Below are 24495 nucleotides of genomic sequence, written 5' to 3' on the forward strand. Positions count from 1 at the left end.
GTTCCCGCCTCGGCAGGATCCGTCCCGGCGGGCTCCTGACCGGCGCGTTCCTGCCCGGGCCCGCCGAAGCCGGCACGGACGAAGTCCCCGGTGCTCCCCGTGAGGGACGGGAAGGAGCCCAGGAGTTTGCGCGTGTAGGCGGCCTTCGGCTCGAAGTACAGGTTCTCGGCGGTCTCCAGCTCCACGATCTTCCCCGAGCGCATCACGGCGATGCGATCGGAGACCTCCAGCAGCATCGGCAGGTCGTGGGTGATGAACACGACCGCGAAGCCGAGGTCCTGGCGCAGCCGCAGCACCTCCTGCAGGATCTCCCGCTGGACCACGACGTCCAGTGCCGTCGTCGGCTCGTCCATGATCATCAGCTGGGGGTCCAGTGCCAGCGCCATGGCGATCATGACCCGCTGGCGCATGCCGCCGGAGAGCTCGTGCGGGAAGGCGTTGAGGCGGGCGGGGTCCACGCCCACCAGCTCGAGCAGCTCCTCGCTGCGCTCCAGGCGCTGCCGCTTCGTCATGTGCGGACGGTGCGTGGTGAACACGTCGCCCAGCTGCGTCCGCACGCTCAGCACAGGGTTCAGCGAGTTCATCGCACCCTGGAACACCATCGCCACCTTCGACCAGCGGAAGGCTCGCAGGCTCTCCCCCTCCAGCGCGAGCACGTCGACGTCCTCCCCGGTGACGTGGTCGTGGAAGGTCACCGAACCGCCGGTGATCCGCGCCGGCGGCCGGTGCAGCTGATTGAGTCCGTAGGCCAGAGTCGTCTTCCCGCAGCCCGACTCCCCTGCCAGCCCCAGGATCTCGCCGCGGTGCAGGACGAACGAAGCACCCTGGACGGCGTGAACCGGCTCCTCGACCTCGTAGACCACGTCGAGGCCCTCGACCGTCAGCACCGGTTCCTCTCGCACCGGTGACCCGGAGCGCTCCTCCTCGAACCCTGCAGAGAGCTCGGTGGTCTCGGTGCTCATGCGTCAGCTCCGTCGTGATCGGCCTTCTCCGCGGCCCTGACCTGCTTCATCGCCTTCGGGGCGAGCTTGAGCCGCGGGTTGATGATGGTGTCGATGGAGAAATTCACCAGCGACAGCCCGGCCCCGAGGGCGGCGATCAGCAGGCCCGGCGGGACGAACCACCACCAGCCGCCCAGGGTGAGCGCCTGGCCGTTCTGGGCGTAGTAGAGCATCGAGCCCCAGGTCTGCGTGCCCACCACTCCGAGGCCGATGAAGCTCAGTCCTGCCTCCCCGAGGATCGCGGTGATCAGGGCGAAGACGAAGCCGCTGGACATCACCGGCAGCAGGTTCGGCAGGATCTCCACCGAGATGATGCGCCAGGGTCGCTCCCCCGCGATGCGCGCGGCGTAGACGTAGTCGCGGGTGCGGATCGAGAGGGTCTGGGAGCGCAGCACGCGCGCCGCGGCCGCCCACGACGTGATCGCGAGAATCACCGAGATCAGCACCAGCCCGCGCTGCTGGACGTAGGAGCCGATCACGATCATCAGCGGCAGCCCCGGCAGGATCAGCACCACGTTGGTGAACAGCGAGAAGAACTCGTCGATCCAGCCGCCCAGATACCCGCCGAGAATGCCGAAGAACGCCGAGAGGAACAGCGCCAGCGCCGCCACCAGCACCCCCACGATCAGGGAGCCGCGGGTGGCGTGGGCGAGCTGGGCGAGCACGTCCTGACCGGTCTGGGTGGTGCCCAGCAGATGGTCCGAACTGGGCGGCTGCATGCCGCTGTTGTGCACGGCCAGCGGGTCTTGGACCACGAACGGCCCGATGATCCCGAACAGCACGATGGCCACCACGAGTCCCGCGCCGACGATCAGGGACGGGGTCAGCAGCCGCCGCAGGCGGTCACCGCGGCGAGCGGGGGCGCTGCCGGTGGCGGCACGCGCCGTGGCGAGAGCTCTGGTCGTCATGTCGCCTCCTCAGCCGCGGACCCGGGTCCGCGGGTCGATCACGCCGTAGAGCAGGTCCACCGCCAGGTTCGTCGCCAGCACGGAGACCGTGATGATGAGGAACAGGCCCTGCATGAGCGCGTAGTCGTTGTTGTGGACGGCCTGCAGCATCGTGTAACCGATGCCGGGATAGGAGAACACCGTCTCCACCACGATCGAGCCGGAGACGACGAAGCCCAGCGAGATCGCGAACCCCGAGACGCTGGGCAGCACCGCGTTGCGGGCGGCGTACATCAGCATCACCCGACGCGGGGCCAGCCCCTTCGCCTCGGCGGTGAGGATGTAGTCCTCGCTGAGGGTGGAGACCATCATGTTGCGCATCCCCAGCAACCAGCCGCCGAGCGAGGACAGCACGATCGTCAGCGCCGGCAGGAAGCCGTGGTAGATCGCGTTGGAGATGAACGGGTAGTCGACGGCGGGACGCACCAGGGTGACGTCGTAGCCGCCGGACACGGGGAACCAGCCCAGGTTCACCGAGAACACGTACACGAACAGCAGCGCGAGCCAGAAGTACGGGACCGCCTGCATGACCGTGGTCGAGGGGATCAGGGAGTCCAGCCACGTCCCCCGGCGCCAGCCGGCGATCATGCCGAGCGAGACGCCGATGACGAACGTGATGGCCGTGGCCAGTCCCACCAGCACCAGCGTCCACGGCAGGGAGTGGCCGATCACCTGCCCCACGGGGGTGGGGAAGTAGGTCACCGAGACCCCGAGGTTCCCGCTCAGCAGCCGCCCGATGTATTCGATGTACTCCTGGACCAGGTTGCCGCTGTCGTCGGCCCCGAGCATCACCTCGATGGCCTGGCGGGTCTCCGGCTGGACGGGACCGCGCAGGGAGAGCTTGGCCAGGACGGCGTCGACCGGGCTGCCGGGCAGCATCCGGGGGATGAGGAAGTTCAGCGTCACGGCCGCCCACAGCGCGACCAGGTAGAAGCCGAGTTTGCGCACCAGATGCATGCAGGTGCCCTCAGCCCTGGACCGGGGTGACCGTCTTCAGCACCTCGGCGTTGTCCGGGGCGGACCACGCCATCGGGTACACGTACGGGTCCTCCTGGGTCGGCCAGCCGGTCACTCGCGAGTTGTTGTACTCCGTCAGGCTCGAGCCGATCAGCAGCGGGATCGCGGGCATCTGCTCCACCAGTCGCTGCTGCACGGTGAAGTACTGCTGCTTCTTCTCCTCGACATCGTCGGTGCCGGAGGCGGCCTCCAGGGCGTCGTCGAGCGCCTGGTCCGAGAAGCGGGTGATGTTCTGGTACGGGTTGCCGTTCTCCCCGACCGGGACGGTGCTCTCGGTGGAGAAGTGCGTGCGATAGGGGTAGTACGGATCGGGCGCGGGTCCCTGGCCGACGGAGTCGATGACCAGCTGGAAGGTGCCCTTGGCCTTGGAGTCGTTCCACTCGTTGACAGAGACCTGCTGCGGGATGAGCTCGATGCCCACCTCCTTGTACTGCTGGGCGAGGGTGTCCAGCGCGGTCACGAAGTCGGACCAGCCCGAGGGGCAGGAAGCGGTCATGGACACGCGCACCCCGTCCTTCTCGTAGATCCCGTCGGACCCTTCGGTGTAGCCGGCGTCCTCGAGCACGCGCCGGGCCTCGTCGGGCTGGGCATTCCAGGGCGCGAGCTCGATCGAGGGGTCGATGAACTCGGCGTCGCGCTCGGGCAGGGCGAAGGCGGGCGAGATGTCGCTGCCGAGGCCGAAGAACGCCAGCGCGGACAGCTGCTCGCGGTCCACGCCGTAGTACAGGGCCTGGCGCACGGCGACGTCGGTCTGCGGTCCCTCGCACCCCAGGTCGGGGTTGCAGGCGGCGAACAGTGCGGCCTGGGAGGTGGGGGTGTTGGTGTAGCTGAGGTCGGGGTTGTCCTCGACGTGGGCGTCGATGTCCGGGATCGCGGTGGACATGTAGTCGATCTCGCCGGCGAGCCACTTGTCGGTGGCGACCTGGTTCCCGGACTGGGTCAGGGCGCGCACGCCCCCGATGGCGGGAACGCCCTCTTCCCAGTAGGAGTCGTTGGCCGTGAGCAGGTAGGACTCGGGGGTGAAGTCACTGAGCCGGAAGGCCCCGGTGCCGATCGGCTCCTCGTTGGGATAGGTCGCGAGGTCCTCGACGTCGGCGAAGAGGTGCTCGGGGAGGATCCAGGTGCGGCCCAGCGCGTTGGGGCCCTCGGTGAAGGAGGGGCGGTCATAGGTGATGGTCACCGACGTCTCGTCCACGACCTCGGCCGACGGGGCGGTCCCCGCCGGGTTCAGCGCCTCGTTGTCCCGGATGGCGTTGAACGTGAAGGCGACGTCCTCGGCGGTGAAGTCCTCACCGTCGTGCCAAGTCACCCCTTGGCGGATCGCCACGGTCAGCTGCGTGCCGTCCTCGTTCCACTCGAAGCTCTCGCCCAGCAGCGGCTTGGGTTCGACGTCGATGGCCTTCAGCGGGTCGTAGTAGAACAGCGGCTCGAAGATCGGACCCTGGACCAGGGAGATGACCGAGGGCGAGTGGGGGTTGAGGTTGCGGCTGATCTCCCCGGCCCCGGTGAGGACCGTGATGGTCGGGCGCCCTTCCTCGCTCTCTTCGAGATTGGAGGTCGGGGCGCACGAGGCCAGCGCGACGGTGCCGGTGCCGCTGACGGCGGCAAGCTTGTACAGATCTCGACGACTGAGGTGCATCGTTGCTCTCCTTGGTCACGCATCGTCGCGTGATGAGTCGTTCACTGGGGAACTTCCTTCATCTGTTTAATGAAGTAGGAGTAGTCTCCGGAGCGGCCGACCATCCGTCAAGGGATGTCGTGGCTCACACAGGCAACGAAACGGTCACGACGATCCCGGAGAATCACGAGGACACCGCGGAGCCGGGCACGTCCCGGGCCCGGCACGGACTCGCATCAGGGGGTGCACCATGACTGCCACCGGCGAGCGCCGAGCGTCCTCGACCGATGCCGCGATCCTCGAGATGGTCCGCCGCCGCACGGAGACCACCCGGGTGGAGATCGCCCGCGAGCTCGGGGTCACCCCCGCCACCGTCACCTACGCCGTCAAACGCCTGATGGCTGCCGGCCTCCTGGTCGAGACCGGGTTGGCCCGCTCCAACGGTGGCAAGCGGGCCTCACTGCTGCGGCTGAACAACCGGGCACGGCGCGCCATCGGCTGCACCATCGAGGCCGACCGCCTCTCGATGGTCGGCGTGGACATGACCGGGGCACTCCGCTCCCGCGTGGTGCTGCCCCTGGCCCCCGACGCCTCCCCCGCCGCGGTCTCGGCCGTGCTGCGCGACGCCCTGGAGACGATGGAACCGGACCGGGATCCGCACTCGACCACCGGCATCGGCTTCGCCACCCCGGTGCGGGCCGACGGTCGCGGCGAGGAGCTGCTCGCGGCCGTCACCGGCGACCTCGCGTTCCCCACCACCAGCGCCGACGCGTCCACCTGCGCCGCGCTGGGCAGCTTCTGGAGCGGGGAGCAGCCGGAGCACGGGATGACGGCGACGGTGCACATGGACGACCGTCTCGGGCTGACGATCCTGCGGGACGGCCAGCCGCTGCAGAGCGCCCCGGGCGCGACGCTCGACCACGTCTGCGTCGATCCGCACGGACCGCCGTGCTCGTGCGGAGCCGCCGGCTGCCTGACGCGCTATGCCTCTCCCGGGGCCGTCCGGGACGCCGCGGCCGAGGACGACGGGCTGGCCGGTCCCGCCCTGACCAGTGACGTCGTGCGGATCGCCTTGGCCGCCACGCGCGGGGATCCCCGAGCACTGAGCGTCCTCGACGATGCCTTCACCGCACTGGCCCGAGCGACCTGGACCATCACCAGCGCTGTCGGCATCCGGGCGGTGGTCTTCTCGGGCGCCGGTATCCAGGCCGCACCGGGACTGCTGCACGCGACCGCCGGCCGCTACCTCGCGGAACGCTCGCACGCGACCGGGATCCCGTTGGACGTGGCGGTCTCCCAGGTCCAGCCGCATCCCGGGGCGGTCGGCGCCGCCGTGCTCGCCCTGCAGACCTTCATGGAGCCCGGCGGCCAGCAGCGCTGAGAGCCGGCGTGCCCGGGGTAAGCTCGCAGGCACCGTTGCGTGGCCGTGCGGCCCGTCCGAGCGAAGGAACCCCACGGTCCTGTGAACACCTCCGGCACTGTCGACGCCCAGGCCACCGCGCCCAGCCGCGTCCCGTACCGCACGCTGATCTGGCTCGCGGTGGCCACCTTCACCACCGGTATCGACGGCTATGTGCTGGCCGGGCTGCTGCCGGACATCGCCGCCGACCTCGACGTCACCGCTGCGCTGGCCGGGCAGCTGGTGGCGGTCTTCGCCCTCACCTCAGCGGTCGCCGGGCCGATCCTCGGTGCCCTCACCAGCGGCTGGGAGCAGCGCCGCACGATCCTGGCAGCGCTGGCCACGTTCATCGCCGGCAACCTCCTCACGGCGATCGCCCCGACCTACGCGATGGCTCTCAGCGGCCGGGTCATCGCGGCGCTGGGCGGGTGCCTGCTGGGCGCGGCGGTGACCGGCTACGTCGTGCATCTGGTGCCGGAGCGGCATCGCGGGCGGGCGCTGTCGTTCGTGCTGGGTGGGTGGATGACGGCCACGGCGCTGGGGGTCCCCGTCGGCCTGATCCTCGGTCAGAGCAGCTGGCGCCTGCCCCTGATCCTGGTCTCCGCGGTGGGGGCGGCGGCGCTGGTGGGGATCGCTCTCCGCCTGCCCCACCTGCGGTATCCCTCTTCGAGCCTGCGTGCGCGGCTGCGGCCCCTCGCGCAGCCCCGGCTGGTGGCGGGGCTGCTGGTCTCGACCGGTGTGCTGTGCGCGAGCTACATCTGCTTCACCTATGCGGTACTGATCCTCGGGCCCACGCACTCGGCGCCGTGGATGATGATCGTGCTGATGTGCGCCTACGGGGTGGCGAGCATGAGCGGCAATGCCGTGACGGGGCGGCTCGCGGACCGTTTCTCCCCGGTGCGCGTGCTCACGCTGATCCTGGCGGGCCTGCTGGTCAATGCGCTGTTCGGAGCGCTCGCCCTCTCCCTGGCGGCACCGGCGGCCGTGGCCGTGCTCAGCGTCGTGTGGTTCGTCCTCGCCGGCATCGGCAACGGGGGCCACGCCGTCCCCCAGCAGTCGCGGCTGGCCACGATGGCACCGGCATCCGTCTCCGTGGTCATGGCGCTGAACGCCAGTGCCATCTCGCTCGGCAATGCGCTCGGGGGCGGAGCCGGTGGGCTGGCCCTTGCCGGCGGCCTCGATCCGAGCCGCCTGCCGTTGCTCGCGGCGGCGGTGCTGGCGGTGACCCTCCCCCTGCATCTGCTCGTGGCGCGCTGGCCGCGCCGTCCGCGGCCAGCGCGCTGACCGGGCTCACCCCCGGTGCGCCCAGAGGTCGCGCAGCAGGGCGATCTCGGCGAGGTGGTGGATGAGCTCGCGGTTGATGTGGGCGACGAGCGTGGCACGGGAGTACTCGGCCCACGGGCCCTCGGACTCTCCTGCGGCGACCTGCAGGTCCGCTTCGTCCCAGGCGCGGACGCCGCTCAGCCACCGCTCGTACTCCGCGTCGAACTGGGCGAGGGCGTCGTCGGCCGTGGCCGCGTACGTCCAGCTCATGTAGTCGGCCGCGGGCCCGCCCAGGTGGGACGCACTGCGCGCGGCCAGGATGCCGACGATGATGTGCCCGAACCGCCAGGCGATCGTGGTCATCGGTGCCGGGTCCGGTTCGGGGAACTTGAAGTCGATGACCATGTCCCCGGCGCCGCCGTGGAGGGCGGTCGGCGGCGTCTGCCCCAGTGGAGTGCGGGGGTGGACGCTCCAGGCGCTGCCGTCGGGCGTGGGATCGAAGAAGTACTCCTCGTCGGTCAGGCCCTCCAGACGGGGCCGCACGTACTCACGCACGTGGTGGTCGATCTGATCGAACAGCACGGTGGCGAGGTCGCCGCCGACGCCGGCCGGCTGCTCGGTGGTCTCGCGCGAATCGATGGTCTCGTGGGGATCGGTGGTGGGGACCATGGTGGTGTTCTCCTTGATGTGGATGGGCACTGCGTGGGTGGGCACTGCGTGGGTGGGCACTGCGTGGGCGGGCACTGCGTGGGCGGGCACTGCGTGGGCGGGCACTGCGTGGGCGGGCACTGCGTGATGGCGCTGCGTGGACTCGAACTCGCTGGGCGAGTTCACGGCGCGTAGTCGGCAGGACCAGCGCCTCATCGGGCCCGGCGGTCACCACCCCGGGGGCGGCCACGGCTGCCCGTCGGCCAGGGCGTTGAGCTCGTAGGCGATCTTGGCGTCGATGCTCTCCCGGATGATGTCGGCGTGGCCGGCGTGGCGGGCGAACTCCTCGATGCTGTGCAGAGCGATCCAGCGCACGGTCCACTGCTCCGTTCCGCTGAGCCAGGGCGCGTCAGGGACCGCGACCGGGGCGGCGAGGTCGGCATCCTCGAAAGCGACCGCCAGTCGCGTCGCCGCCGCCTCCAGCGCCTCACGCAGTGAGTCCGAGGTGTCCTCGGGATCCGCCTCACTCATCCCTCCGCCGCTGAGTGCCTCGGAGTGTTCGGGCCTGAGTGCGGTGGGCGGTGAGCCACCTGGGGTGCCCTGCGGCGAGTGCGAGCGGGCCGTGGCGTCCTGGACCTGAGCCACGAAGGCGCCGGCGACCTCGAGGACGTGGCGGGCGAGAACCGCGAGGCTCAGTTCGGAGGCGGTGGGATGCGCGGTGAGCTGGTCGCGGTCCAATCCCTGGAGGGTGGTCGCGACCTGTCGGATCTGTTGCTGCGCGAAGACGGCGAGGCCCTCGCGCTCGGTGGTGATGTCTCTGGTCAGGAACGGCATCGTGCTCTCCCCTTGCTGCTCGTCGGCCCGCTGGTCGATGCGGTCGGGATCCACTCTGCGGGGCTGCGCGGACAGATTCTGTCCTCGAAGAGAGGCAGACTGTGCCCATGAGCGACGTGACGAGGAGAGCCCTGCAGCTGCTGGCACTGCTGCAGTCCCGCACCGTGTGGACCGGACCCGAGCTCGCCGAGCGGCTCGAGGTCACGGTGCGCACGGTGCGCCGTGACGTCGACCGCCTGCGGGAGATGGGCTACCCGGTGCTGACGTCGGCCGGGCATGGCGGCGGGTATCAGCTCGGCGCGGGCCGGGAGCTGCCGCCGCTGCTGCTGGGGGCGCACGAGGCGGTGGCTGTGGCCGTCGGGCTGCGCCTGGCAGCGACCTCCGGCATCGAGGGACTGGACGCCGAGGCGCTGCGTGCCCTGGCCGCGCTGGATCGGATCCTGCCGCCGGAGGTCCGCACCGGGGTCTCGGCGATCGCCGATGCGATGGGGGTCGTCGCCCGGCCTGTCCCGGGCGCCCGGTCGGAGGTGCTGCTGACCCTGGCCACGGCGGTCCGCGACGGCACGCGTGTGCGGGTGGACTACGAACGCGCCGACGGTCAGCGCGCCGAACGACGCATCGAACCGCATCGCGTGCTGACCGTGGACGCCCACTGGTACCTGTTCGCCTGGGATCTCGATCGCGAGGACTGGCGCACCTTCCGGCTGGACCGGATGCACGATGTCCACCCCAGCACCTTCCCGATCACCCCACGGCCGACGCCGGACATCGAGCGCACCGTCCGTGAGTCCATCACCGTCGGCGGGTACGAGACCTGGGTGACGGTCCGGCTGCTGCGCCCCTACGAGGAGATCGCCCCGCGGGTCCCCGCTCGCACCGCGACCATCACCCCGGACGGGGAGAACGCCTGCATCCTGCGGGCGGGTGCCGACGACCTGCGGTGGCTCGTCGCGCGCCTGGCGCAGCTGGGGGCACCGGTGGAGGTGATCGAGCCCCCGGAGATGCTCACCGCGCTGCAGGAGTTGGGCCACTGGGCTGCGAGCGCCCGCGCTGCCTCATCCTGAGCCCGCCGGGCCGCTCGCGCGGCTGCCCCGCGCATCACACCAGCAGCAGTCCGATCGCCGAGGCGACCGTGAGCACCAGGACGGCGTTCTCGAACACGCCCTGGGGAATCCGCCGTGCCAGTTTCGCGCCGCCCAGTGCGCCCAGCAGGACCAGCGGGATGAGGATCGCGTCCATCACCAGGGTCTCCCGCGTGATCAGGCCGAGCCCGGCTGAGAAGGGCAGCTTGAGCACGTTGACGATGGCGAAGAACCAGGCCGCGGTGCCTAGGAAGGTCAGCACCGGCATGCGCATGGCGTAGAAGTACATCGACATCACCGGTCCCCCGGCGTTGGCGACCATCGTGGTGAACCCGCCGAGCAGCCCGTACCCGGCGCGGCTCAGCGCGGTGCGCGCACTCGAACGCGGAGCCTGCTGTGCGGCGGCGGCCCGGGTGGCAGGCAGGGCGCTCGAGGTGCCCGCGCTCGCTCCATCGGCCGCCTTCTCGCGCTGAGCGACGCGGCGACGCCAGACGGTCACCGCCACCAATGCCAACAGGATCACGCCGATCGTGCCCCGCACGGCCTCCCCACCGACCGTGGCGAAGAAGATCGTGCCGGCCACGACGCCGACCAGGACACTGGGGATCAGCCGCACCAGAGTGCGCACATCGGGCTCTCGTCGATAGACCCACAGCGCCGTCGCGTCCCCGACGATCAGGATCAGCAGCAGCGCCGCCGTGGATTCCTTGGCGGGCATGGCCAGGGCGAACAGTCCGACGGCGATGGTTCCGGCGCCGGGCAGGGCCGTCTTGGAGAAGCCCACCACGAGGGCGCCGGCGCACACCAGCAGCCACGAGGCGACGCTGAGGGTGGGCAGCAGCGCGGCGAGGTCGGGCATGGTCGGTGAACCTACCAGCGCCGGGCGGCACCGGGGTAACTCTGGGCAGTGCGATGGCGGGTCACGCGGCCCTCCGGCAAGAACATGTAGCTGAGCGGCATCTGCCCTGCTCTCACGGGGGTCACACGCCGCTCAGCGACAAGTTCGTGCCAGCCATCTCCGGCATGCCGGGCTCTCCCGGTAGCCGGGGTCCGGTCAGCGGATCCAGCTGATATCCACCGAGGACTCCCCCGCCGCAGCCGCACGCGCGGCGCCGATGACCAGCACCATGGCGGCGGCGCCGGGGTCGATGACGCCCTTGGAGGCGTCGCCCACGTAGCTGGCGCGCCCACGACGGGCAGTGGTCTCCGCGGTGGAGCGGACTCCTTCGAGGCCGGCCTGCTCGGCGGCGGCGAGTGCTTCAACGGGGCCCTTCCCGGCCTGGACGGCCTCGCGCAGGGCGCCCACGGCCGGGTCGAGCGCGTCGACCATGGTCTTGTCGCCGACCTTGGCCTCGCCGTACTTCTGCACGGTGGCCTGGCCTGCGGCGAGCGCCTCGGCGAACTGGGCGAGCGTGGGGGCCCGCCCGTCGGCGCCACTGTCTCCGGTCCCGCGGTCCGCGCTGTCGCCGGTCCCACCGTCCGCGCCGGCCTTGGCGAGGTCGCGGAAGAACATGCCGAACAGGGGCCCGCTGGTCCCTCCCACGCCGAGCCAGGCCATGTACAGCGCGGTGAACCACTCGCGATAGGTGCTGGGGCCCTCCGCGTCGATGTTCGCGTCCAGGAGCTTCATGGCGGTGCGGACGTTGGTGCCGAAGTCGCCGTCGCCGGCGCGGCGGTCGAGGTCGCCGAGGGCGTCGGCGGCGGCGGTGAGGGTGTCGCGCACGAGCGTGACGCTCTGACGCCCGAAGTCGTCGCCCAGGGGTTCGCTGCTGGTCGTGGCGGTCATGTCGGTGCTCCTTGCCAGGTCAGGGCATACCGGGTCAGTGTGTGCGGGGTCGGGGTTCACCAGGTCAGTGCGGGGGTGCGGACCGGTGCGTCCCACAGGCTCCGCAGCTGGTCATCCAGCGGCATCAGCGTGATCGAGACGCCGTGCATGTCCAGGCTGGTCACGTACGGGCCGACGAGGGAGCGGCTGATCTCGATGCCGGCGTCGCCGAGGCGGTGGTGCAGGGCACGGGCGACCACGTTGAGCTCGAGCGGGTAGGTCGAGCCGAGGCTGTTGACGATGGCGATCACCTCGTCGCCTCGGGACAGGCCCAGCTCCTCGAGCAGGGGGTCCAGCAGCAGATCCGTCAGCCCGTCGGCGTCGGCGAAGGAGGCGCGCTGCGCGGCCCGCTCGCCGTGGATGCCGACGCCGAGCTCGATCTCGTCGGCCTCGAGCTCGAACTGCGGCTGGTCGTCGCCGGGGTGGGTGCCGGCGGTCAGCGCGAGGCTCATGGTGCGGGCCGACGCGGCGGCGCGGCGACCGATCTCGGCGACCTCCTGCAGGGAGGCTCCGGCCTCGGCGGCGGCTCCGCATACCTTCTCGACGATGACGGTGGCGGCCGTACCGCGCCGGCCGGGCCCCTCGTCGTCCTCGGTATCTGTGGCGAGATCGTCGTCGACCAGCACCATCTCCGTTTCGATCGCGTCGTCCCCGGTGATCTCCCCGGCGATGCGGAAGTTCAGCACGTCGCCGGTGTAGTTCTTGACGATCTGGACGACGCCGCGGCCGGAGTCGGCCGCCTTGGTGGCCTCCAGGACCTGCAAGGCGGTGGGGCTGGCGAACACGGCGCCGGCCACGGCGACATCGAGCATCCCGGTGCCCACGAACCCGGCGTGCAGCGGTTCGTGGCCGGAGCCGCCGCCGGAGACCAGACCGACCTTGTCGCGGGCGGGCTGCTTGCGGGTGAGGAAACGGTGCTCGGCGTTCAGCTCCAGCAGGGTGGGGTGGCTGAGGGCGAGACCTTCGAGGGCCTGCGGGATGAGGTCGTCGGGATCATTGATGATGCTTCGTCGCATGGGCGCTCCTCGAGACGGCTGCCGGTGAGACGAGCGTAGCGCCCACGAGCTCGAACCGGGCGGCCGGGAACGCACAGGTTCCCGGCCGCCCGGCGATCGATGCTCAGCTCACCGCTGCAGTTCGCCTCACCACCGCGGGTGGATGGACTCCCGCAGCAGCTCCTCGTAGGTCTCGCGGACGGCCGTGTCGAAGCGCTCGAGCACGTCGGCCTGCTCCGCGGTCGGCTCGCTGCCGGCCGCGGCGTTGCGCTGGGCCTGCTCACCGGTGCTGGCACCGGGGATCGCGGCGGTCACGCCGTCCTGGCCGGTAATCCAGCGCAGCGTCGCCTCGGGCAGGGGCATCGCGCCGTCCAGCGCCTGCTCCAGGCGCGCGACGGCCTCCAGGCCGGTCTCGTACTCGACACCGGAGAACGTCTCGCCCTGGTCGAAGGCCTCGCCGTGACGGTTGAAGCTGCGGTGATCGTTGCCGGCGAAGGTGGTCGACGGGGAGAACTTCCCCGTCAGCAGACCCGAGGCCAGCGGCACCCGGGCGATGATGGCCACGCCCTTCTCGCGAGCAGTGGGCACCACCTCGTCCAGGGGCTTGAGGCGGAAGGGGTTCAGGATGATCTGGATCGAGGCGAGGTGCTCGCGCTCGAGGCTGATCAGCGCCTCCTCGCAGGTCTCGACGCTGACGCCCCAGGCGGCGATCTTCTTCTCGCCGACCAGCGCATCCAGCACGTCGAACACGCGGTCGTCGCGGTAGATCTCCGGCGGCGGGCAGTGCAGCTGGACGAGGTCGAGGGTGTCGGTGGCGAGGTTCTGCCGGGAGCGCTCGATCCAGGAGCGCAGGTTCTCCTCGGTGAAGGACTCCGGCGCGAAGGGATCGGCGCGGCGCGAGGCCTTGGTGGCGATGAACAGCGGGGCCGACGAGGACCCGGCCTCTCCGGCGAGCGCCGCGGCCCGCTCGGGCAGACCGCCCACCAGGCGCTCGCTGCGGCCGTCGCCGTAGACGTCGGCGGTGTCGAAGAACGTCACGCCGGCCTGGAGGGCGGCCTCGAGCACCGCGTTCGCGGAGTCGTCGGAGACATCGCCCCAGTCGGCGCCGATCTGCCAGCAGCCCTGGCCGATGACGGACAGCGGGCGGCCGAGGCGAGACGGGGTTCTGTACTGCATGGACATCGGTGACCTCACTTCTCGGGGAGCCGCCGAACGGCGACGGAGCGGATGCTCACCAGTGTTCCAGAACTCGACGTCGGCGGAGTATCACGACGGAGGGCCGACCGGGAGGACACGGGCGATGACGACCTCTGCGGCGAGTTCGGACACTGCGATGTCGAGCTGTGCCCGAAGAGCTGCGGCTGCGGCGAGGTTGAAGGACTCCGCCGGAGCGCATACGACGGTGAACTCGTCGGCGGCGGACGGACGCCGGAGGATCTCCTCGAGGCGACGAGCTGCTGCGACGGCGTCAGCGAGGTCCTGGCCACGATGGTTGCCGAGGTCGTCGACCGGCTCGGGCTTCCCTTCCCCGGTGACCATCGCTTCGGTGATCAGGAGGTCCGCATCGCCGTCGTGGAACCGCTCGAGCAGGACGGTTGCGGCGACGGCACGTGACGCTGCCGCCGCGACATGGGAGAGCAGCCACGTCAGCTGCGCCAGCCCGGTGGCAAGCGAGCCGGATCCGGCACCGGCGCTCCAGGAACGATTGCCCTCGCCGGTGCGGGCGCGGCCAAGGTCCTGCCATCCGTCACCGGAGACGGAAGGAATCGGCACCGACAGCGGCGATTCGATCGCGAGCGCGACGCGCCGCCCATTCCGGAGAGCAGCTCCCATGTATGTCGCAAGCTCCGACGGGTCGTCGGTGCCATGGGCATCGCCGGACGCGTCGGCCCAGGCGAAGCCGCCCGGCCTGCGGATCGACCCGATATCGACACCGATCACGAGCGTTTCGTCATGGGCCATCTGCTCATCCTCGCGCGGAAGCACGGTCTGCCGCACCATCAATCCGGAACGCTGGCGGCACCGACAGGCCGGGCCGCACCGGGTGCGGGCCCGACGGGCCGCTTCCCGCTCCCCGCGGACGGCCGTCTCCTCTGCCTGAAGCTGGCCGAGGGCCGGCCCGGGATCTGTGACGCTGCGGCCCCCGCCGGCCCCGACGGCCCCCACCGTCGGCTGCCGGCTCCCGCAGCGGATCCGATCCCGTGGCCCGGCCTCGCGTCCCCTCGTGACCCGCACCCAGTACCGGGAATCTACGGGTCCCCTCGACGCAGCGCGATGGGGTGAACTCCCCGGTCAGACTCCCCGTGGAGAACTCCCCGGGGAGAACTCCCCATGCGCCGCCTCAGTGCTTGCCGGCGTCCGAGCGCAGGGCGAAGGTGCCCTGCGCCCGTCGGCGGCCCTGCACCGGGCGGTCGGGGACGATGCCGTCGAGGAAGCGGTAGCCGTCGCGGGTGTAGGCGGCGCGCAGGTCGCCTCCGTCGGCCGCGTCGGTGAGCTGGCGCCACCAGTCGGTGATGTCGCCCCAGCCGGGGGCGGCGAGGGATCCGCCGAACTGCTGGACGGCCAGGGCGGAGCACAGGGAGGCGAACTTCAGCCGCTCCGGCAGGGGCCACTGGGCCAGCGTGCCCAGCACCATCGAGGCGGCGAAGACGTCGCCCGCGCCGGTGGTGTCCGTGGCCGTGACGGGCACGGCCGGGCAGTAGGCCTCCTCGCCGGTGGAGCTGTCGATGGCGTAGGTGCCGGCGGCGCCGTCGGTCACCACCGCGAGCGGGACGATCTCGGCGACGGCGCGCACCGCTTTGTCGGGGCTCTCGGTGCGGGTGTACGCCATGGCCTCCAGGGCGTTGGGGGTGAAGGCGTGGCAGTGGGCCAGCGGGGCGAGGTCCGCCCGGTCCCAGCGTTCGGTCTCGTCGTAGCCGATATCGGCGAAGATCAACGAGCCGCGGCGGGCCAGATCCGCCCACCAGCCGGTCTCCCCCGCCAGGTCGACCACGGCGGCGCGGGCGGCGGGCGCTCGGGCGATCAGGCTCGAGAGCGGTTCGGGCAGGTCGTGGCCGTGGGTGACCATGGCGCGGTCACCCTGGGTGGCGACCGACGCGGTCAGCGGCGAGTGGAAGTCGGGGAAGCGGCGCGAGGCGGAGAGGTCGATGCCCTCCTCGTGCGCCATCGTGTGCCACATCCAGTCGGCGTAGGCGTCGTCCCCGAAGCCGGCCACCAGCCCGGTGCGCAGGCCCAGGCGGGCGGCGGCGACGGCGAGGTTCGCGATGCCGCCGGGGCTGGAGCCCATGCCCTTGGACCACAGCTCCTCGCCGGGCCGCGGCAGTCGCTCCAATCCGGTGAAGACGATGTCGAAGAACACCGTGCCGGACAGCAGCACGTCCAGCGGCGGGTCCCCGTCCTGGCGTGTGCTCGCCAGCGGGTCCCAGCCGGCGGCCGCGTCGCGGGCGGCGATCTCCTCCGGGGTGGTCGGGCTCGCGGGGCCCTCGGGCCGAACGGATTCAGGCCTCGCGGACTCGGGCCGCGTGGGCTCGGGCCGGGTCGGCTCCGGGGTGGGGTTCGGGGTCATCACTTGACGGCTCCTTCGAGCATTCCGCGGATGAAGTGTCGCTGCAGGAAGAGGAACATGATCACCATCGGCAGGGCGACGATGACGGCGCCTGCCGAGAGCAGGGCGAGTTCGGCGGTGTACTGGCCCTGGAAGTTCGCCAGGCCCAGCGGGGCGGTGCGCAGGCTGCCACCGGGGGTCATCACCAGAGCAATGAGGAACTCGTTCCAGGTCCACATGAACGCGAGCACGATCAGCGTGGTCACGGCGGGGACGGAGGCGGGGACCACGATCCGCAGCAGGGTGCGCACGGGCCCCGCGCCGTCCAGGGCCGCGGCCTCCAGCAGCTCCTCGGGCAGGGTGCGGAACTGCGCGCGCAGCCAGAACGTGCCGAAGGCGACGGACTGGGCGATCTGCGGCAGGGCGATCGCCGCGTAGGTGTCGGTCAGCCCCATCGCGCGCAGGTCGAAGAACAGCGGGATCACCACGGCCTCGGCCGGGATCATCAGGCCCAGCAGGAACACGTAGAACAGCAGCGTCGCGCCCGGGAAGCGCATGGTCCCGAAGGCGTAGCCGGAGAGCACGGAGAGGACCACGGCGGCGCTGACCACGATCGCCGCGACCACGAGCGAGTTGGCCAGGGAGCGGCCGAAGCCGCCCACCTGCCAGGCCTCGACGAAGTTCTCCGGGTGAAGGTTCCAGAATCCTCCGTCGGCCGCGTCCGCCCCGATCTGCGGGGAGAAGGCGGTCAGCAGGATCGTCAGGATCGGGGTCAGGGCGAAGATGGCGAACAGCACCAGCACGACGTAGTTCATCGCGCGTTCGGCGGCGGAGACTCTCATCGTGCCTGCTCCCCTCGCTCGCCGATCCGGGTGACAGCCACGTTGATGGCGAAGACCAGCACGGTCAGCACGATGGCGACGGCGCTGGCCGAGCCCACCTCACGCAGCTCGAAGGCCCGGAAGTAGACCTCGTAGCTGGGCACGGTGGTGGCGTTGCCCGGGCCGCCCGAGGTGGTCATGTAGATCAGGTCGAACGTCTTCAGCGCCGCGATGATCGTCAGCACCAGCGAGACCACGATCTCGCCCCGGACAGAGGGCAGCGTGATGGCGAAGAACTCCCGCAGCGGGCCCGCGCCGTCGAGCCGGGCCGCCTCGAACAGGTCGTTCGGGATCCGGCTCATCCCGGCCAGAAGCAACAGCATGACCAGGCCCATCTGCAGCCAGGTGCCGATGAGGCCCACGGCCGGCAGCGCCGCGCCGGGATCACCCAGCCAGCCGCGGGCCAGCTCGTCCAGCCCCACCGCCCGCAGCGCCTGGTTCAGCGGCCCGTTCGGGGAGTAGATGTTCCGCCACGCCACGGCGACCACGACCAGCGCGATCACCTGGGGCAGGAAGACCACGGTGCGGAAGAAGCCCATGCCGCGCACCTGGCCGCGGCGCAGCACGGCGGCCAGGACCAGGCCGATCACCAGGGGCAGCCCCGAGTAGAACAGGATCAGCACCAGGGCATTGCCGATGGCGGCCCGGAACGCCTCGTCCCCGATCAGGTCGGTGTAGTTCTGCAGCCCCACGAAGGTGGACGGGCCGAATCCCGGCCATTCGTAGAGGGAGAACTGCGCCGCCCGCACCAGCGGGTACAGGGAGAACGCCGCGTAGACGACGAAGGCGGGCAGGATGAAGAGGTAAGGGGTCGCGCGCGAGCGCACGACCGCCGATGGGGCCTTTCTCGGCATACGCCGCTCAACCCTCCGCGGTGAACTCGCCGTAGTCGGCCTGCAGCGCCTCGGCGGCGGCCGACGGGTCGCTCTGCCCGCCGATGACCTCCTGCAGTGCGGCCCCGGCGGTGTCGGCGAACGACGGCGTCGCGTAGTCCAGGTACGGCAGCAGCACCCCGTCGTTCGAGACGGCATCGAAGGCTTCGTAGGCGTCCTTGTTGACCCCGGAGGCCGGGGCGAGCTCGGCGGTGCGCAGCACCGGCATCCCGCCCTTCTCGGCGATCAGCTCCATCGCGGTGTCGCTGGTGATGTACTCGATGTAGGCGGCGGCCGCGTCGGGGTTGGCGGCCTGGGCGGGGATGCCGAAGGGCAGGCCGGTACCGCCGGTCGTCGCGACCGTGCCGTCGACCCCGGCGGGCGGCGCCATGAAGCGCAGGTCCTCGCCCATCACGGCCTCCATGTCCGGGGCGAGCCAGGAGCCGCCGATGAGCATCACACCGGTACCCTCGGTGAACTCGGCCCACGCGGTGTCGTAGGCCAGCCCGTTCGGGGAGTCGCCGAAGGCGCCGCTGCTCGCCCAGCCGGCGAGCTGGGTCAGGGCCTGCACGTTGGGATCGGAGGTCCACTCCGCGCCCGCGTTGCCCATCGCCAGGGTCACGATCTCCTCGGCGGGCACGAAATGCGCCTGCAGCGGGCCGAAGACGTGCAGCGCCGGCCACTGCTCGAGATTGCCGAGCACGAGCGGCTGCTCCCCGGCGTCCTGCGCGGTCTGGACGAGCGCGAAGAGATCGTCCCAGGTGGCCGGGGGCTCCGCGCCGATCGCCTCGAGCTTCGCGGCGCTGTAGTAGATGCCGCACACCTCGCCGGTCTGCGGCAGGCCCCACAGGGACCCCTCGCCGAAAGTGACGCCGTCGCTCGAGTAGCGCGCCTTGGACAGCACGGAGGAGGGGAACCGGTCCTCCCAGCCGTAGGCCTCGGCGTAGCCGGAGAGGTCCATCAGCTGGCCGGCCTTGACGAACTCGCCCATGTCCCCGCGGGCGTTGTTGACCTGGAGGACGTCGGGCACGTCGTTGCCGGACAGCGCCAGGCCCGTCTGCTGCTGGAGGTCGTCGAAGGACTGCGAGACGCGGTCGACGGTGATGTTCGGGTACTCCGACTGGAACGCATCGATCAGAGCGGTGATCGCGTCGTTCTGGGCACCGCGCACCTCCTGGTCCCAGACCTTCAGGGTGATCTCACCCATCGCCGCCGGGTCGGTCTCGACGTCGCTCGCGGCCGGGCCTCCCCCGCCGTCACTGCCGGTGCCGCCGCCGGAGTCGGAGCCGGGGGCGCAGGCCGCGAGGAGGCCGAGGCCTCCGGCAGCGGCACTGGAGCCGAGGAAGGTGCGTCGACGCATGGGGTCCTCCAGAGGTAGCGGGCGGCAGCGCTCGGGCGCTGTGGCACAGGACACCTATCATGACACGAACTGCGTGATTCTGCAGTGCGATGTTCGAAGCTGCATGGATTTGCGTGAAGGGTGCTACGGTGACGCCATGCTGAGTGAGGAGCGCCACGAGAGCATCGTCGCCACGGTGCGTCGTCGCGGCTCCGCCACCGTCGGCGGCCTGAGCGCGGATTTCGGGGTCTCCGAGGCCACGATCCGGCGGGACCTCGACCTGCTGTCCGAGGCCGGGGTGCTGCGCCGGGTGCGCGGGGGTGCGACCGATGTGCACAGCAGCATCCGCCCGGAGGCCGACGAACGACCCTTCGCCGATGTCGCGGCCACCGCCCCCGCCGCCAAGCGCCGGATCGCGGAGAAGGCCGTGGCCCGGATCGAGGACGGCGACGTGATCGCGCTGGACATCGGGACCACCGTCGCCGCCATGTGCCCGTTGCTCACGGGACGTTCCCTGACCGTCGTCACCGCGTCCCTCGCGGTCGTGAAGTCCCTGGCGGAGGCACCGGGGATCGACATCGTCGTCCTCGGCGGGCTGCTGCGCCCGAACTACCAGTCCCTCGTCGGGACCCTCACCGAGGCGGCGCTGCGCCAGGTGCGCGTCGATGCCGCCTTCCTGGGCACCTCCGGAGTGCGGGCCGACGGCACGGTGCTGGACTCCACGCCCAGCGAGATCCCCGTCAAGCGCGGCCTGCTGTCCGTCTCCTCCTCCGCCTACCTGCTCGCCGACCACTCGAAGTTCCCCGGTTCCGGCTTCCTCGAGGTCGCCCCGCTGGGCCGCTTCACCGCCCTGATCACCGACCGCTCCCCCCATCCCGCACAACTTTCCCTCCCCGAGGGGGAGGACCTGGAGGTCCTGCTGCCATGAAGCTGACGATCCTGGGCGGGGGCGGTTTCCGCGTCCCGCTGGTCTACGAGGCCGTCGCCACCGGCGCCACCGGCCTGCACGTCGACGAGATCGCCCTGCAGGACGTCGACCCCGGGCGGCTGCGCACCATCAGCGCCGTGATCGAGGGGCTGCGGGAGCAGCTGGTCGCGCAGGGACGCACCGCCCGGCCGCCCGCGCTGACCGTCACGACCGACCTGCGCGAGGCGGTCGCCGGCGCCGACTTCGTCTTCAGCGCCGTGCGCGTCGGCGGCGCCGAGGCACGCACCGTCGACGAGCGCGTCGCCCTCGACCTGGGCCTGCTGGGCCAGGAGACCATCGGCCCGGGCGGTCTCGCCTACGCGCTGCGCACCATCCCCGTGGCCCTGGACATCACCCGCACCGTCGCCGACGCCGCCCCCGGCGCGTGGGTCATCAACTTCACCAATCCCGCCGGGATCGTCACCGAAGCCATGCGCACCGTCCTCGGCGATCGCGTCGTGGGCATCTGCGACACCCCGATCGGCCTGGTGCGGCGCGTGGGCCGCCTGCTGGGCGTCGACCTGGTCGGCGGGGAGCGCGGGGCCGACGTGGACTACGTGGGCCTGAACCACCTGGGATGGCTGCGCTCGGTGAGCGTGGACGGCCAGGACCGCCTTCCCGGCCTGCTGGCCGACGACGCCGCCCTCGAGGAGATCGAGGAGGCGCGCCTGATCGGGAAGGACTGGGTGCGGGCCGACGGGGCGCTGCCGAACGAGTACCTGTACTACTACCTGCACACCTCCGCGGCGATCGAGCGGATCGTGGGCTCGGCCAGCACCCGGGGTGAGTTCCTCGCCGCGCAGCAGGGCGATTTCTACGGCGCGGCCGCCGAGGGATCGTGCTGCTCCTCGCCGCTGGAGAGGTGGCGCTCCACCCTCCACGAACGGGAGGCCACCTACATGGCCGAGTCCCGGGACGAGGAGCGCCGCGAGGAGGACGTCGCCGGGGGCGGGTACCAGGAGGTGGCGCTGCGGCTGATGACGGCGATCGCCACCGGGCGCAGCGAACGGATGATCCTCGATGTCGGCAACGTCCCCGCCGGCCACGAGGCCGACCCGATCTCCCGCCGGATCGTGCCGGAGCTTCCGGCGGACACCGTTCTGGAGGTGCTGTGCACCGTGGACGGCGACGGCGTGCACCCCCGGCCGGTGGCACCGGTGGAGCTGGGGCGGCTCGGGCTGATGTCCTCCCTGCGCGCCGCCGAGCGCTCCATCCTCGAGGCCGCCGTGACCGGCTCGCGCCAGGCCGCCTGGCAGGGATTCTCGACCCATCCTCTGGTCAGCTCGCCCACGCTCGGCGCAAGTCTGCTGGAGGGCTACATCGCCGGCCACCCGCAGATCGACGCACTGCTGACGCGTCGCTGAGGCGGTCTCGAGCGGGGCCGGGGCGTCCGCGCCCGTGGTCGGCACCCGGCCCGACGTCGGCCGCGCGGCCGCTCGAGACCATGTCGAGACCGTCCGTCCCGGTCGTGACCACCTGTGGCCGGCTCACGGCGGACCTGCAAGGATGAACGGATCCCTGACAACCGCTTACCCCGGGAGTTCCCCATGACCCAGACGGCGCCGACCCCGACCACGGCCTCACGACCGCGCATCGGCATCGCCGGGATCGCCATCGAGTCCTCGACCTTCACCCCGTACCGCTCCTCCGAGCGCGACTTCGAGGTCCGGCGCGGCACCGAGGAGGTGCTGGCACGGTTCCCGTTCTTCAGCGGCGCCGCCGACCCCGGATCCGCCCCCGGGCCGGCGTCCGGCGCCCCGGCCGGGACCCCGTCGGCCAGCGGGCAGGCGCTGCGGGAGGCCGCCGAGTACGTCGGCGTGCTGCAGGCCCGGGCCCTGCCGGGCGGCCAGCTCGTGCGGGACGATTACGAGGGCTGGAAGCGCGAGATCACCGAGGGACTCGCCGCGGCGCACGCCGAGGCACCGCTGGACGGGTTCTTCTTCGACATCCACGGCGCCATGAGCGTGGAGGGGCTGGATGACGCCGAAGGAGACCTGATCACCGCGATCCGCGAGGCGATCGGTCCCGACGTCGTCGTCGGCACGGCGATGGACCTGCACGGCAACGTCTCCGAGACACTGTTCGAGGCGTGCGACCTGCTCACCTGCTACCGCCACGCCCCGCACATCGACGCCTGGGAGACCCGGGAGCGCGGACTGCGGGATCTCGTCGAGACCTGCGCGCGGCTCAGGGCCGGCGGCGCCCTCCCCCACAAGGCACTGGTGCACGTGCCGATCCTGCTGCCCGGGGAGAAGACGTCCACCCGCATCGAGCCGGCCAAGTCGCTGTACGGGAGGATCCCGGCGATCACCGAGCGTGAGGGCATCACCGACATCTCGTGCTGGATCGGCTTCGCCTGGGCGGATCAGCCCCGCTGCCAGGCGGCGATCGTGGCCTACGGCGAGGATGCGGATGCCGTCGACGCCGCGGCCCTCGAGCTGGCCACCGCGCTGTGGGAGGTCCGCCACGACGTCGATTTCGTCGCCCCCGCCGCACCCTTCGACGAGTGTCTGGACCGTGCGATCACCTCGATCGCCCGGCCGTTCTGGATCTCCGACTCGGGCGACAATCCCGGCGCCGGCGGCGCCGACGACACCACGTACTGCCTGGCGCGGCTGATCGCCCGCGAGGAGATCCGCTCCGGGGAGGTCAGCGCTCTGATGGTCGCCCTGGCCGATCCCGCGTCGGCCGATGCCGCGACCGAGCTCGGAGTCGGCGGGCGCGGCGACTTCCTGGTCGGAGGGCACATCGATACCCGCGAGCCCGGCCCGGTCGCGCTGCGCGCCGAGGTCGAGGCGCTGGACGAGACGACTCAGACCGGCCGTGCCGCGCGGCTGCGCGTGCTGGATGGGGACCGGCCGACGGGCCTGAGCGTGGTGGTCACGGCACGCCGCTCGCAGTGGGCACGCCAGGGCATGTTCGAGCGGCTGGGGATGTCCATGACCGGCTTCGACGTGGTCACCGTGAAGATGGGCTACCTCGAGCCGGACCAGTACGAGGCGGCGGCGGACTGGATGCTGGCGCTCACCCCGGGCGGCGTGGACCAGGACCTGGTGCGGCTCGGTCACCAGCGCATCCAGCGCCCCATGATCCCGTTCGACGCGGAGATCCCCGCGCCCACCCCGGCGTCCGTGGTCAGCGCCGCGGGGCGAGAGATCTCGTCGCCGCGGCCGTGAAGGGCCGAGGCACCGATGGTCCATGAGGACCCGGAGCTCCGCGCACGGCTCGCCGCGGAGGCCGAACGCACCGCTGAGCGGATCTCCGCCCTGGAGCGGGACTACGGATCCATCGTGGACGGCATGCAGCTGAGCTCCACCGATGACGAGCATGATCCCGAAGGGTTCACCACGGCCGTGGACCGCTCCCGGACGAGCGCCCTCCTGGAGACCGCCCGTCACCAGCTGGCCGAGGTGCGCAGTGCCCAGGAGCGCATGGCCGCCGGGGCCTACGGCCGCTGCGAGGTCTGCGGCGAGGCGATCCCCCGCGGGCGGCTCCTGGCGCGGCCGGCGGCGCGCACCTGCGTCGAGTGCGCGGACCCGGGCCGTCGCTGACCGGCGCGTCGGCCGCCTCCGGAGAGGGTCACCGAATACCGGCGATGATGTCGTCGACCACGCGCTGTGCGACCGTGGACGCCACCTCGCGAGGTGCGCCCCGCAGCGGGCCGTGGACCATCAGCTCCGCGCACCCGTGCACAGCCGACCAGCAGGACAGCTCCGCCCCGTCGCGGCGGTGCGCCGGCAGCACCCCGGTGCGCACGCACTCGTCGAGCGCGGCCAGCAGCTCGGCGAACGGCGGGACGTCCTGGAGCTCCACCTCCTCGGCCGGGTCGAGCGCGGCATCGTCGGCGGCACCCGCTTCGGCCCCGTCCCGGGCGCGCTCGCCGAAGAAGGCCAGTTCGAACCATCCCGGCTCCTCGATCGCGAAGTCGATGTACCCCAGACCCACACCGCGCAGTCGCGCCAGGGCCGCCCCCGCCTCGTCGTCGCCGTCCTCGTCGCCGGAGCAGCCGTGCCGCGTCCGCGAGCGCATGCGCTGGACCATGCGCGCCTGGATCTCGCCGGAGAGCGCGACCATCAGGGCGTGACGGTCACGGAAGTGGCGATAGGCAGCCGCCGGAGAGACCCCGGCGCGGCGGGTCACCTCGCGCAGCGACAGGGCGGAGGGACCCTGGTGGCGCGAGATCTCGAGCCCTTCGGCCACGAGCGCAGCCCGCAGGTCGCCGTGATGATACGGCCGCGATCGCTCCGCCACTCTTGACGCCCC

At 71.4% G+C, this 24495-nt stretch carries 23 protein-coding genes; 7 read left to right on the forward strand and 16 right to left on the reverse strand.

Annotated features, from left to right (window positions below; translation table 11 throughout):
- From AC5020_RS13955 to AC5020_RS13970, 4 genes are all read right to left on the reverse strand, one after another.
- Window positions 1-902: ABC transporter ATP-binding protein (locus AC5020_RS13955; protein WP_494564444.1), on the reverse strand; the 902-nt coding region annotated here is incomplete at its 3' end.
- A 56-nt stretch (window positions 903-958) separates the two neighbouring features.
- Entirely contained in the window at window positions 959-1909 is a 951-nt protein-coding gene (locus tag AC5020_RS13960) for an ABC transporter permease (RefSeq protein ID WP_377018622.1), read from the reverse strand.
- A 9-nt stretch (window positions 1910-1918) separates the two neighbouring features.
- Entirely contained in the window at window positions 1919-2905 is a 987-nt protein-coding gene (locus AC5020_RS13965) for an ABC transporter permease (RefSeq protein ID WP_464988708.1), read from the reverse strand.
- 10 nt (window positions 2906-2915) lie between these two features.
- A complete protein-coding gene (locus tag AC5020_RS13970; RefSeq protein ID WP_377792480.1) occupies window positions 2916-4604 on the reverse strand; it encodes an ABC transporter substrate-binding protein in 1689 nt (562 codons plus the stop codon).
- A gap of 229 nt (window positions 4605-4833) precedes the next feature.
- Here AC5020_RS13970 and AC5020_RS13975 point away from each other — a divergent pair, with 229 nt between their 5' ends.
- The gene (locus AC5020_RS13975; RefSeq protein ID WP_464988709.1) at window positions 4834-5964 is read left to right on the forward strand and encodes an ROK family transcriptional regulator; all 1131 of its coding nucleotides are present in this window, start codon (window positions 4834-4836) and stop codon (window positions 5962-5964) included.
- Window positions 5965-6045: 81 nt separating this feature from the next.
- On the forward strand, window positions 6046-7266 hold the full coding sequence (locus AC5020_RS13980; protein ID WP_464988710.1) for an MFS transporter: 1221 nt from the start codon (window positions 6046-6048) through the stop codon (window positions 7264-7266).
- A gap of 6 nt (window positions 7267-7272) precedes the next feature.
- Here AC5020_RS13980 and AC5020_RS13985 read toward each other — a convergent pair whose 3' ends face one another.
- On the reverse strand, window positions 7273-8079 hold the full coding sequence (locus tag AC5020_RS13985) for a DinB family protein (RefSeq protein ID WP_464988711.1): 807 nt from the start codon (window positions 8077-8079) through the stop codon (window positions 7273-7275).
- A gap of 42 nt (window positions 8080-8121) precedes the next feature.
- A complete protein-coding gene (locus tag AC5020_RS13990) occupies window positions 8122-8781 on the reverse strand; it encodes a mycothiol transferase (protein ID WP_464988712.1) in 660 nt (219 codons plus the stop codon).
- A gap of 53 nt (window positions 8782-8834) precedes the next feature.
- On the opposite strand from AC5020_RS13990, the gene AC5020_RS13995 reads away from it, so the two are divergent.
- On the forward strand, window positions 8835-9791 hold the full coding sequence (locus tag AC5020_RS13995) for a helix-turn-helix transcriptional regulator (RefSeq protein WP_377018615.1): 957 nt from the start codon (window positions 8835-8837) through the stop codon (window positions 9789-9791).
- A gap of 34 nt (window positions 9792-9825) precedes the next feature.
- Here AC5020_RS13995 and AC5020_RS14000 read toward each other — a convergent pair whose 3' ends face one another.
- The 9 genes from AC5020_RS14000 to AC5020_RS14040 all read right to left on the reverse strand — a co-directional run bounded on the left by AC5020_RS14000 (window position 9826) and on the right by AC5020_RS14040 (window position 19286).
- Window positions 9826-10668: a sulfite exporter TauE/SafE family protein gene (locus AC5020_RS14000; protein ID WP_464988713.1), complete on the reverse strand. Its 843-nt coding sequence runs from the start codon at window positions 10666-10668 to the stop codon at window positions 9826-9828.
- 195 nt (window positions 10669-10863) lie between these two features.
- The gene (locus tag AC5020_RS14005) at window positions 10864-11595 is read right to left on the reverse strand and encodes a DAK2 domain-containing protein (RefSeq protein WP_464988714.1); all 732 of its coding nucleotides are present in this window, start codon (window positions 11593-11595) and stop codon (window positions 10864-10866) included.
- Window positions 11596-11651: 56 nt separating this feature from the next.
- Window positions 11652-12650, reverse strand: coding sequence for a dihydroxyacetone kinase subunit DhaK (locus AC5020_RS14010; RefSeq protein WP_464988715.1), 999 nt, complete (start codon window positions 12648-12650; stop codon window positions 11652-11654).
- A gap of 126 nt (window positions 12651-12776) precedes the next feature.
- Window positions 12777-13805 carry an aldo/keto reductase gene (locus AC5020_RS14015; protein ID WP_464988716.1) on the reverse strand — a complete coding sequence of 343 codons (1029 nt, stop codon included), beginning with the start codon at window positions 13803-13805 and terminating at the stop codon, window positions 12777-12779.
- Between the two features lie 90 nt (window positions 13806-13895).
- Window positions 13896-14591 (reverse strand): hypothetical protein, encoded by a 696-nt coding sequence (locus tag AC5020_RS14020; RefSeq protein ID WP_464988717.1) that lies wholly within the window; start codon window positions 14589-14591, stop codon window positions 13896-13898.
- A 379-nt stretch (window positions 14592-14970) separates the two neighbouring features.
- Window positions 14971-16194 (reverse strand): carbohydrate kinase family protein, encoded by a 1224-nt coding sequence (locus AC5020_RS14025; protein ID WP_464988718.1) that lies wholly within the window; start codon window positions 16192-16194, stop codon window positions 14971-14973.
- Window positions 16194-17015, reverse strand: a complete 822-nt coding sequence (locus AC5020_RS14030; protein ID WP_464988719.1) for a carbohydrate ABC transporter permease — start codon at window positions 17013-17015, stop codon at window positions 16194-16196. The genes AC5020_RS14025 and AC5020_RS14030 overlap by 1 nt, the downstream gene beginning before the upstream one ends.
- Window positions 17012-17908, reverse strand: coding sequence for a carbohydrate ABC transporter permease (locus AC5020_RS14035; RefSeq protein ID WP_377019525.1), 897 nt, complete (start codon window positions 17906-17908; stop codon window positions 17012-17014). The genes AC5020_RS14030 and AC5020_RS14035 overlap by 4 nt, the downstream gene beginning before the upstream one ends.
- Window positions 17909-17915: 7 nt before the next feature.
- Window positions 17916-19286, reverse strand: a complete 1371-nt coding sequence (locus AC5020_RS14040; RefSeq protein WP_464988720.1) for an ABC transporter substrate-binding protein — start codon at window positions 19284-19286, stop codon at window positions 17916-17918.
- Between the two features lie 136 nt (window positions 19287-19422).
- Between AC5020_RS14040 and AC5020_RS14045 the strand changes: the two genes are divergently transcribed.
- From AC5020_RS14045 to AC5020_RS14060, 4 genes are all read left to right on the forward strand, one after another.
- Window positions 19423-20193, forward strand: a complete 771-nt coding sequence (locus AC5020_RS14045; RefSeq protein ID WP_464988721.1) for a DeoR/GlpR family DNA-binding transcription regulator — start codon at window positions 19423-19425, stop codon at window positions 20191-20193.
- Window positions 20190-21596 carry a family 4 glycosyl hydrolase gene (locus tag AC5020_RS14050; protein WP_464988722.1) on the forward strand — a complete coding sequence of 469 codons (1407 nt, stop codon included), beginning with the start codon at window positions 20190-20192 and terminating at the stop codon, window positions 21594-21596. The genes AC5020_RS14045 and AC5020_RS14050 overlap by 4 nt, the downstream gene beginning before the upstream one ends.
- Before the next feature lie 183 nt (window positions 21597-21779).
- Window positions 21780-23408 carry a M81 family metallopeptidase gene (locus AC5020_RS14055; protein WP_464988723.1) on the forward strand — a complete coding sequence of 543 codons (1629 nt, stop codon included), beginning with the start codon at window positions 21780-21782 and terminating at the stop codon, window positions 23406-23408.
- Between the two features lie 15 nt (window positions 23409-23423).
- On the forward strand, window positions 23424-23783 hold the full coding sequence (locus tag AC5020_RS14060; protein WP_377019530.1) for a TraR/DksA family transcriptional regulator: 360 nt from the start codon (window positions 23424-23426) through the stop codon (window positions 23781-23783).
- A gap of 28 nt (window positions 23784-23811) precedes the next feature.
- Here AC5020_RS14060 and AC5020_RS14065 read toward each other — a convergent pair whose 3' ends face one another.
- On the reverse strand, window positions 23812-24432 hold the full coding sequence (locus AC5020_RS14065; protein WP_464988724.1) for a TetR/AcrR family transcriptional regulator: 621 nt from the start codon (window positions 24430-24432) through the stop codon (window positions 23812-23814).
- Window positions 24433-24495 lie beyond the last annotated feature (63 nt).

The sequence above is a fragment of the Brachybacterium sp. SYSU DS0246 genome (assembly GCF_059391765.1).

What these genes read in the sequence shown, in the direction of transcription:
- AC5020_RS13960 (WP_377018622.1), bottom strand. Translation starts at nt 1,909, where the DNA reads ATGACGACCAGAGCTCTCGCCACGGCGCGTGCCGCCACCGGCAGCGCC.
- AC5020_RS13965 (WP_464988708.1), bottom strand. Translation starts at nt 2,905, where the DNA reads ATGCATCTGGTGCGCAAACTCGGCTTCTACCTGGTCGCGCTGTGGGCG.
- AC5020_RS13970 (WP_377792480.1), bottom strand. Translation starts at nt 4,604, where the DNA reads ATGCACCTCAGTCGTCGAGATCTGTACAAGCTTGCCGCCGTCAGCGGC.
- AC5020_RS13975 (WP_464988709.1), top strand. Translation starts at nt 4,834, where the DNA reads ATGACTGCCACCGGCGAGCGCCGAGCGTCCTCGACCGATGCCGCGATC.
- AC5020_RS13995 (WP_377018615.1), top strand. Translation starts at nt 8,835, where the DNA reads ATGAGCGACGTGACGAGGAGAGCCCTGCAGCTGCTGGCACTGCTGCAG.
- AC5020_RS14000 (WP_464988713.1), bottom strand. Translation starts at nt 10,668, where the DNA reads ATGCCCGACCTCGCCGCGCTGCTGCCCACCCTCAGCGTCGCCTCGTGG.
- AC5020_RS14005 (WP_464988714.1), bottom strand. Translation starts at nt 11,595, where the DNA reads ATGACCGCCACGACCAGCAGCGAACCCCTGGGCGACGACTTCGGGCGT.
- AC5020_RS14010 (WP_464988715.1), bottom strand. Translation starts at nt 12,650, where the DNA reads ATGCGACGAAGCATCATCAATGATCCCGACGACCTCATCCCGCAGGCC.
- AC5020_RS14015 (WP_464988716.1), bottom strand. Translation starts at nt 13,805, where the DNA reads ATGCAGTACAGAACCCCGTCTCGCCTCGGCCGCCCGCTGTCCGTCATC.
- AC5020_RS14020 (WP_464988717.1), bottom strand. Translation starts at nt 14,591, where the DNA reads ATGGCCCATGACGAAACGCTCGTGATCGGTGTCGATATCGGGTCGATC.
- AC5020_RS14025 (WP_464988718.1), bottom strand. Translation starts at nt 16,194, where the DNA reads ATGACCCCGAACCCCACCCCGGAGCCGACCCGGCCCGAGCCCACGCGG.
- AC5020_RS14030 (WP_464988719.1), bottom strand. Translation starts at nt 17,015, where the DNA reads ATGAGAGTCTCCGCCGCCGAACGCGCGATGAACTACGTCGTGCTGGTG.
- AC5020_RS14035 (WP_377019525.1), bottom strand. Translation starts at nt 17,908, where the DNA reads ATGCCGAGAAAGGCCCCATCGGCGGTCGTGCGCTCGCGCGCGACCCCT.
- AC5020_RS14040 (WP_464988720.1), bottom strand. Translation starts at nt 19,286, where the DNA reads ATGCGTCGACGCACCTTCCTCGGCTCCAGTGCCGCTGCCGGAGGCCTC.
- AC5020_RS14045 (WP_464988721.1), top strand. Translation starts at nt 19,423, where the DNA reads ATGCTGAGTGAGGAGCGCCACGAGAGCATCGTCGCCACGGTGCGTCGT.
- AC5020_RS14050 (WP_464988722.1), top strand. Translation starts at nt 20,190, where the DNA reads ATGAAGCTGACGATCCTGGGCGGGGGCGGTTTCCGCGTCCCGCTGGTC.
- AC5020_RS14055 (WP_464988723.1), top strand. Translation starts at nt 21,780, where the DNA reads ATGACCCAGACGGCGCCGACCCCGACCACGGCCTCACGACCGCGCATC.
- AC5020_RS14060 (WP_377019530.1), top strand. Translation starts at nt 23,424, where the DNA reads ATGGTCCATGAGGACCCGGAGCTCCGCGCACGGCTCGCCGCGGAGGCC.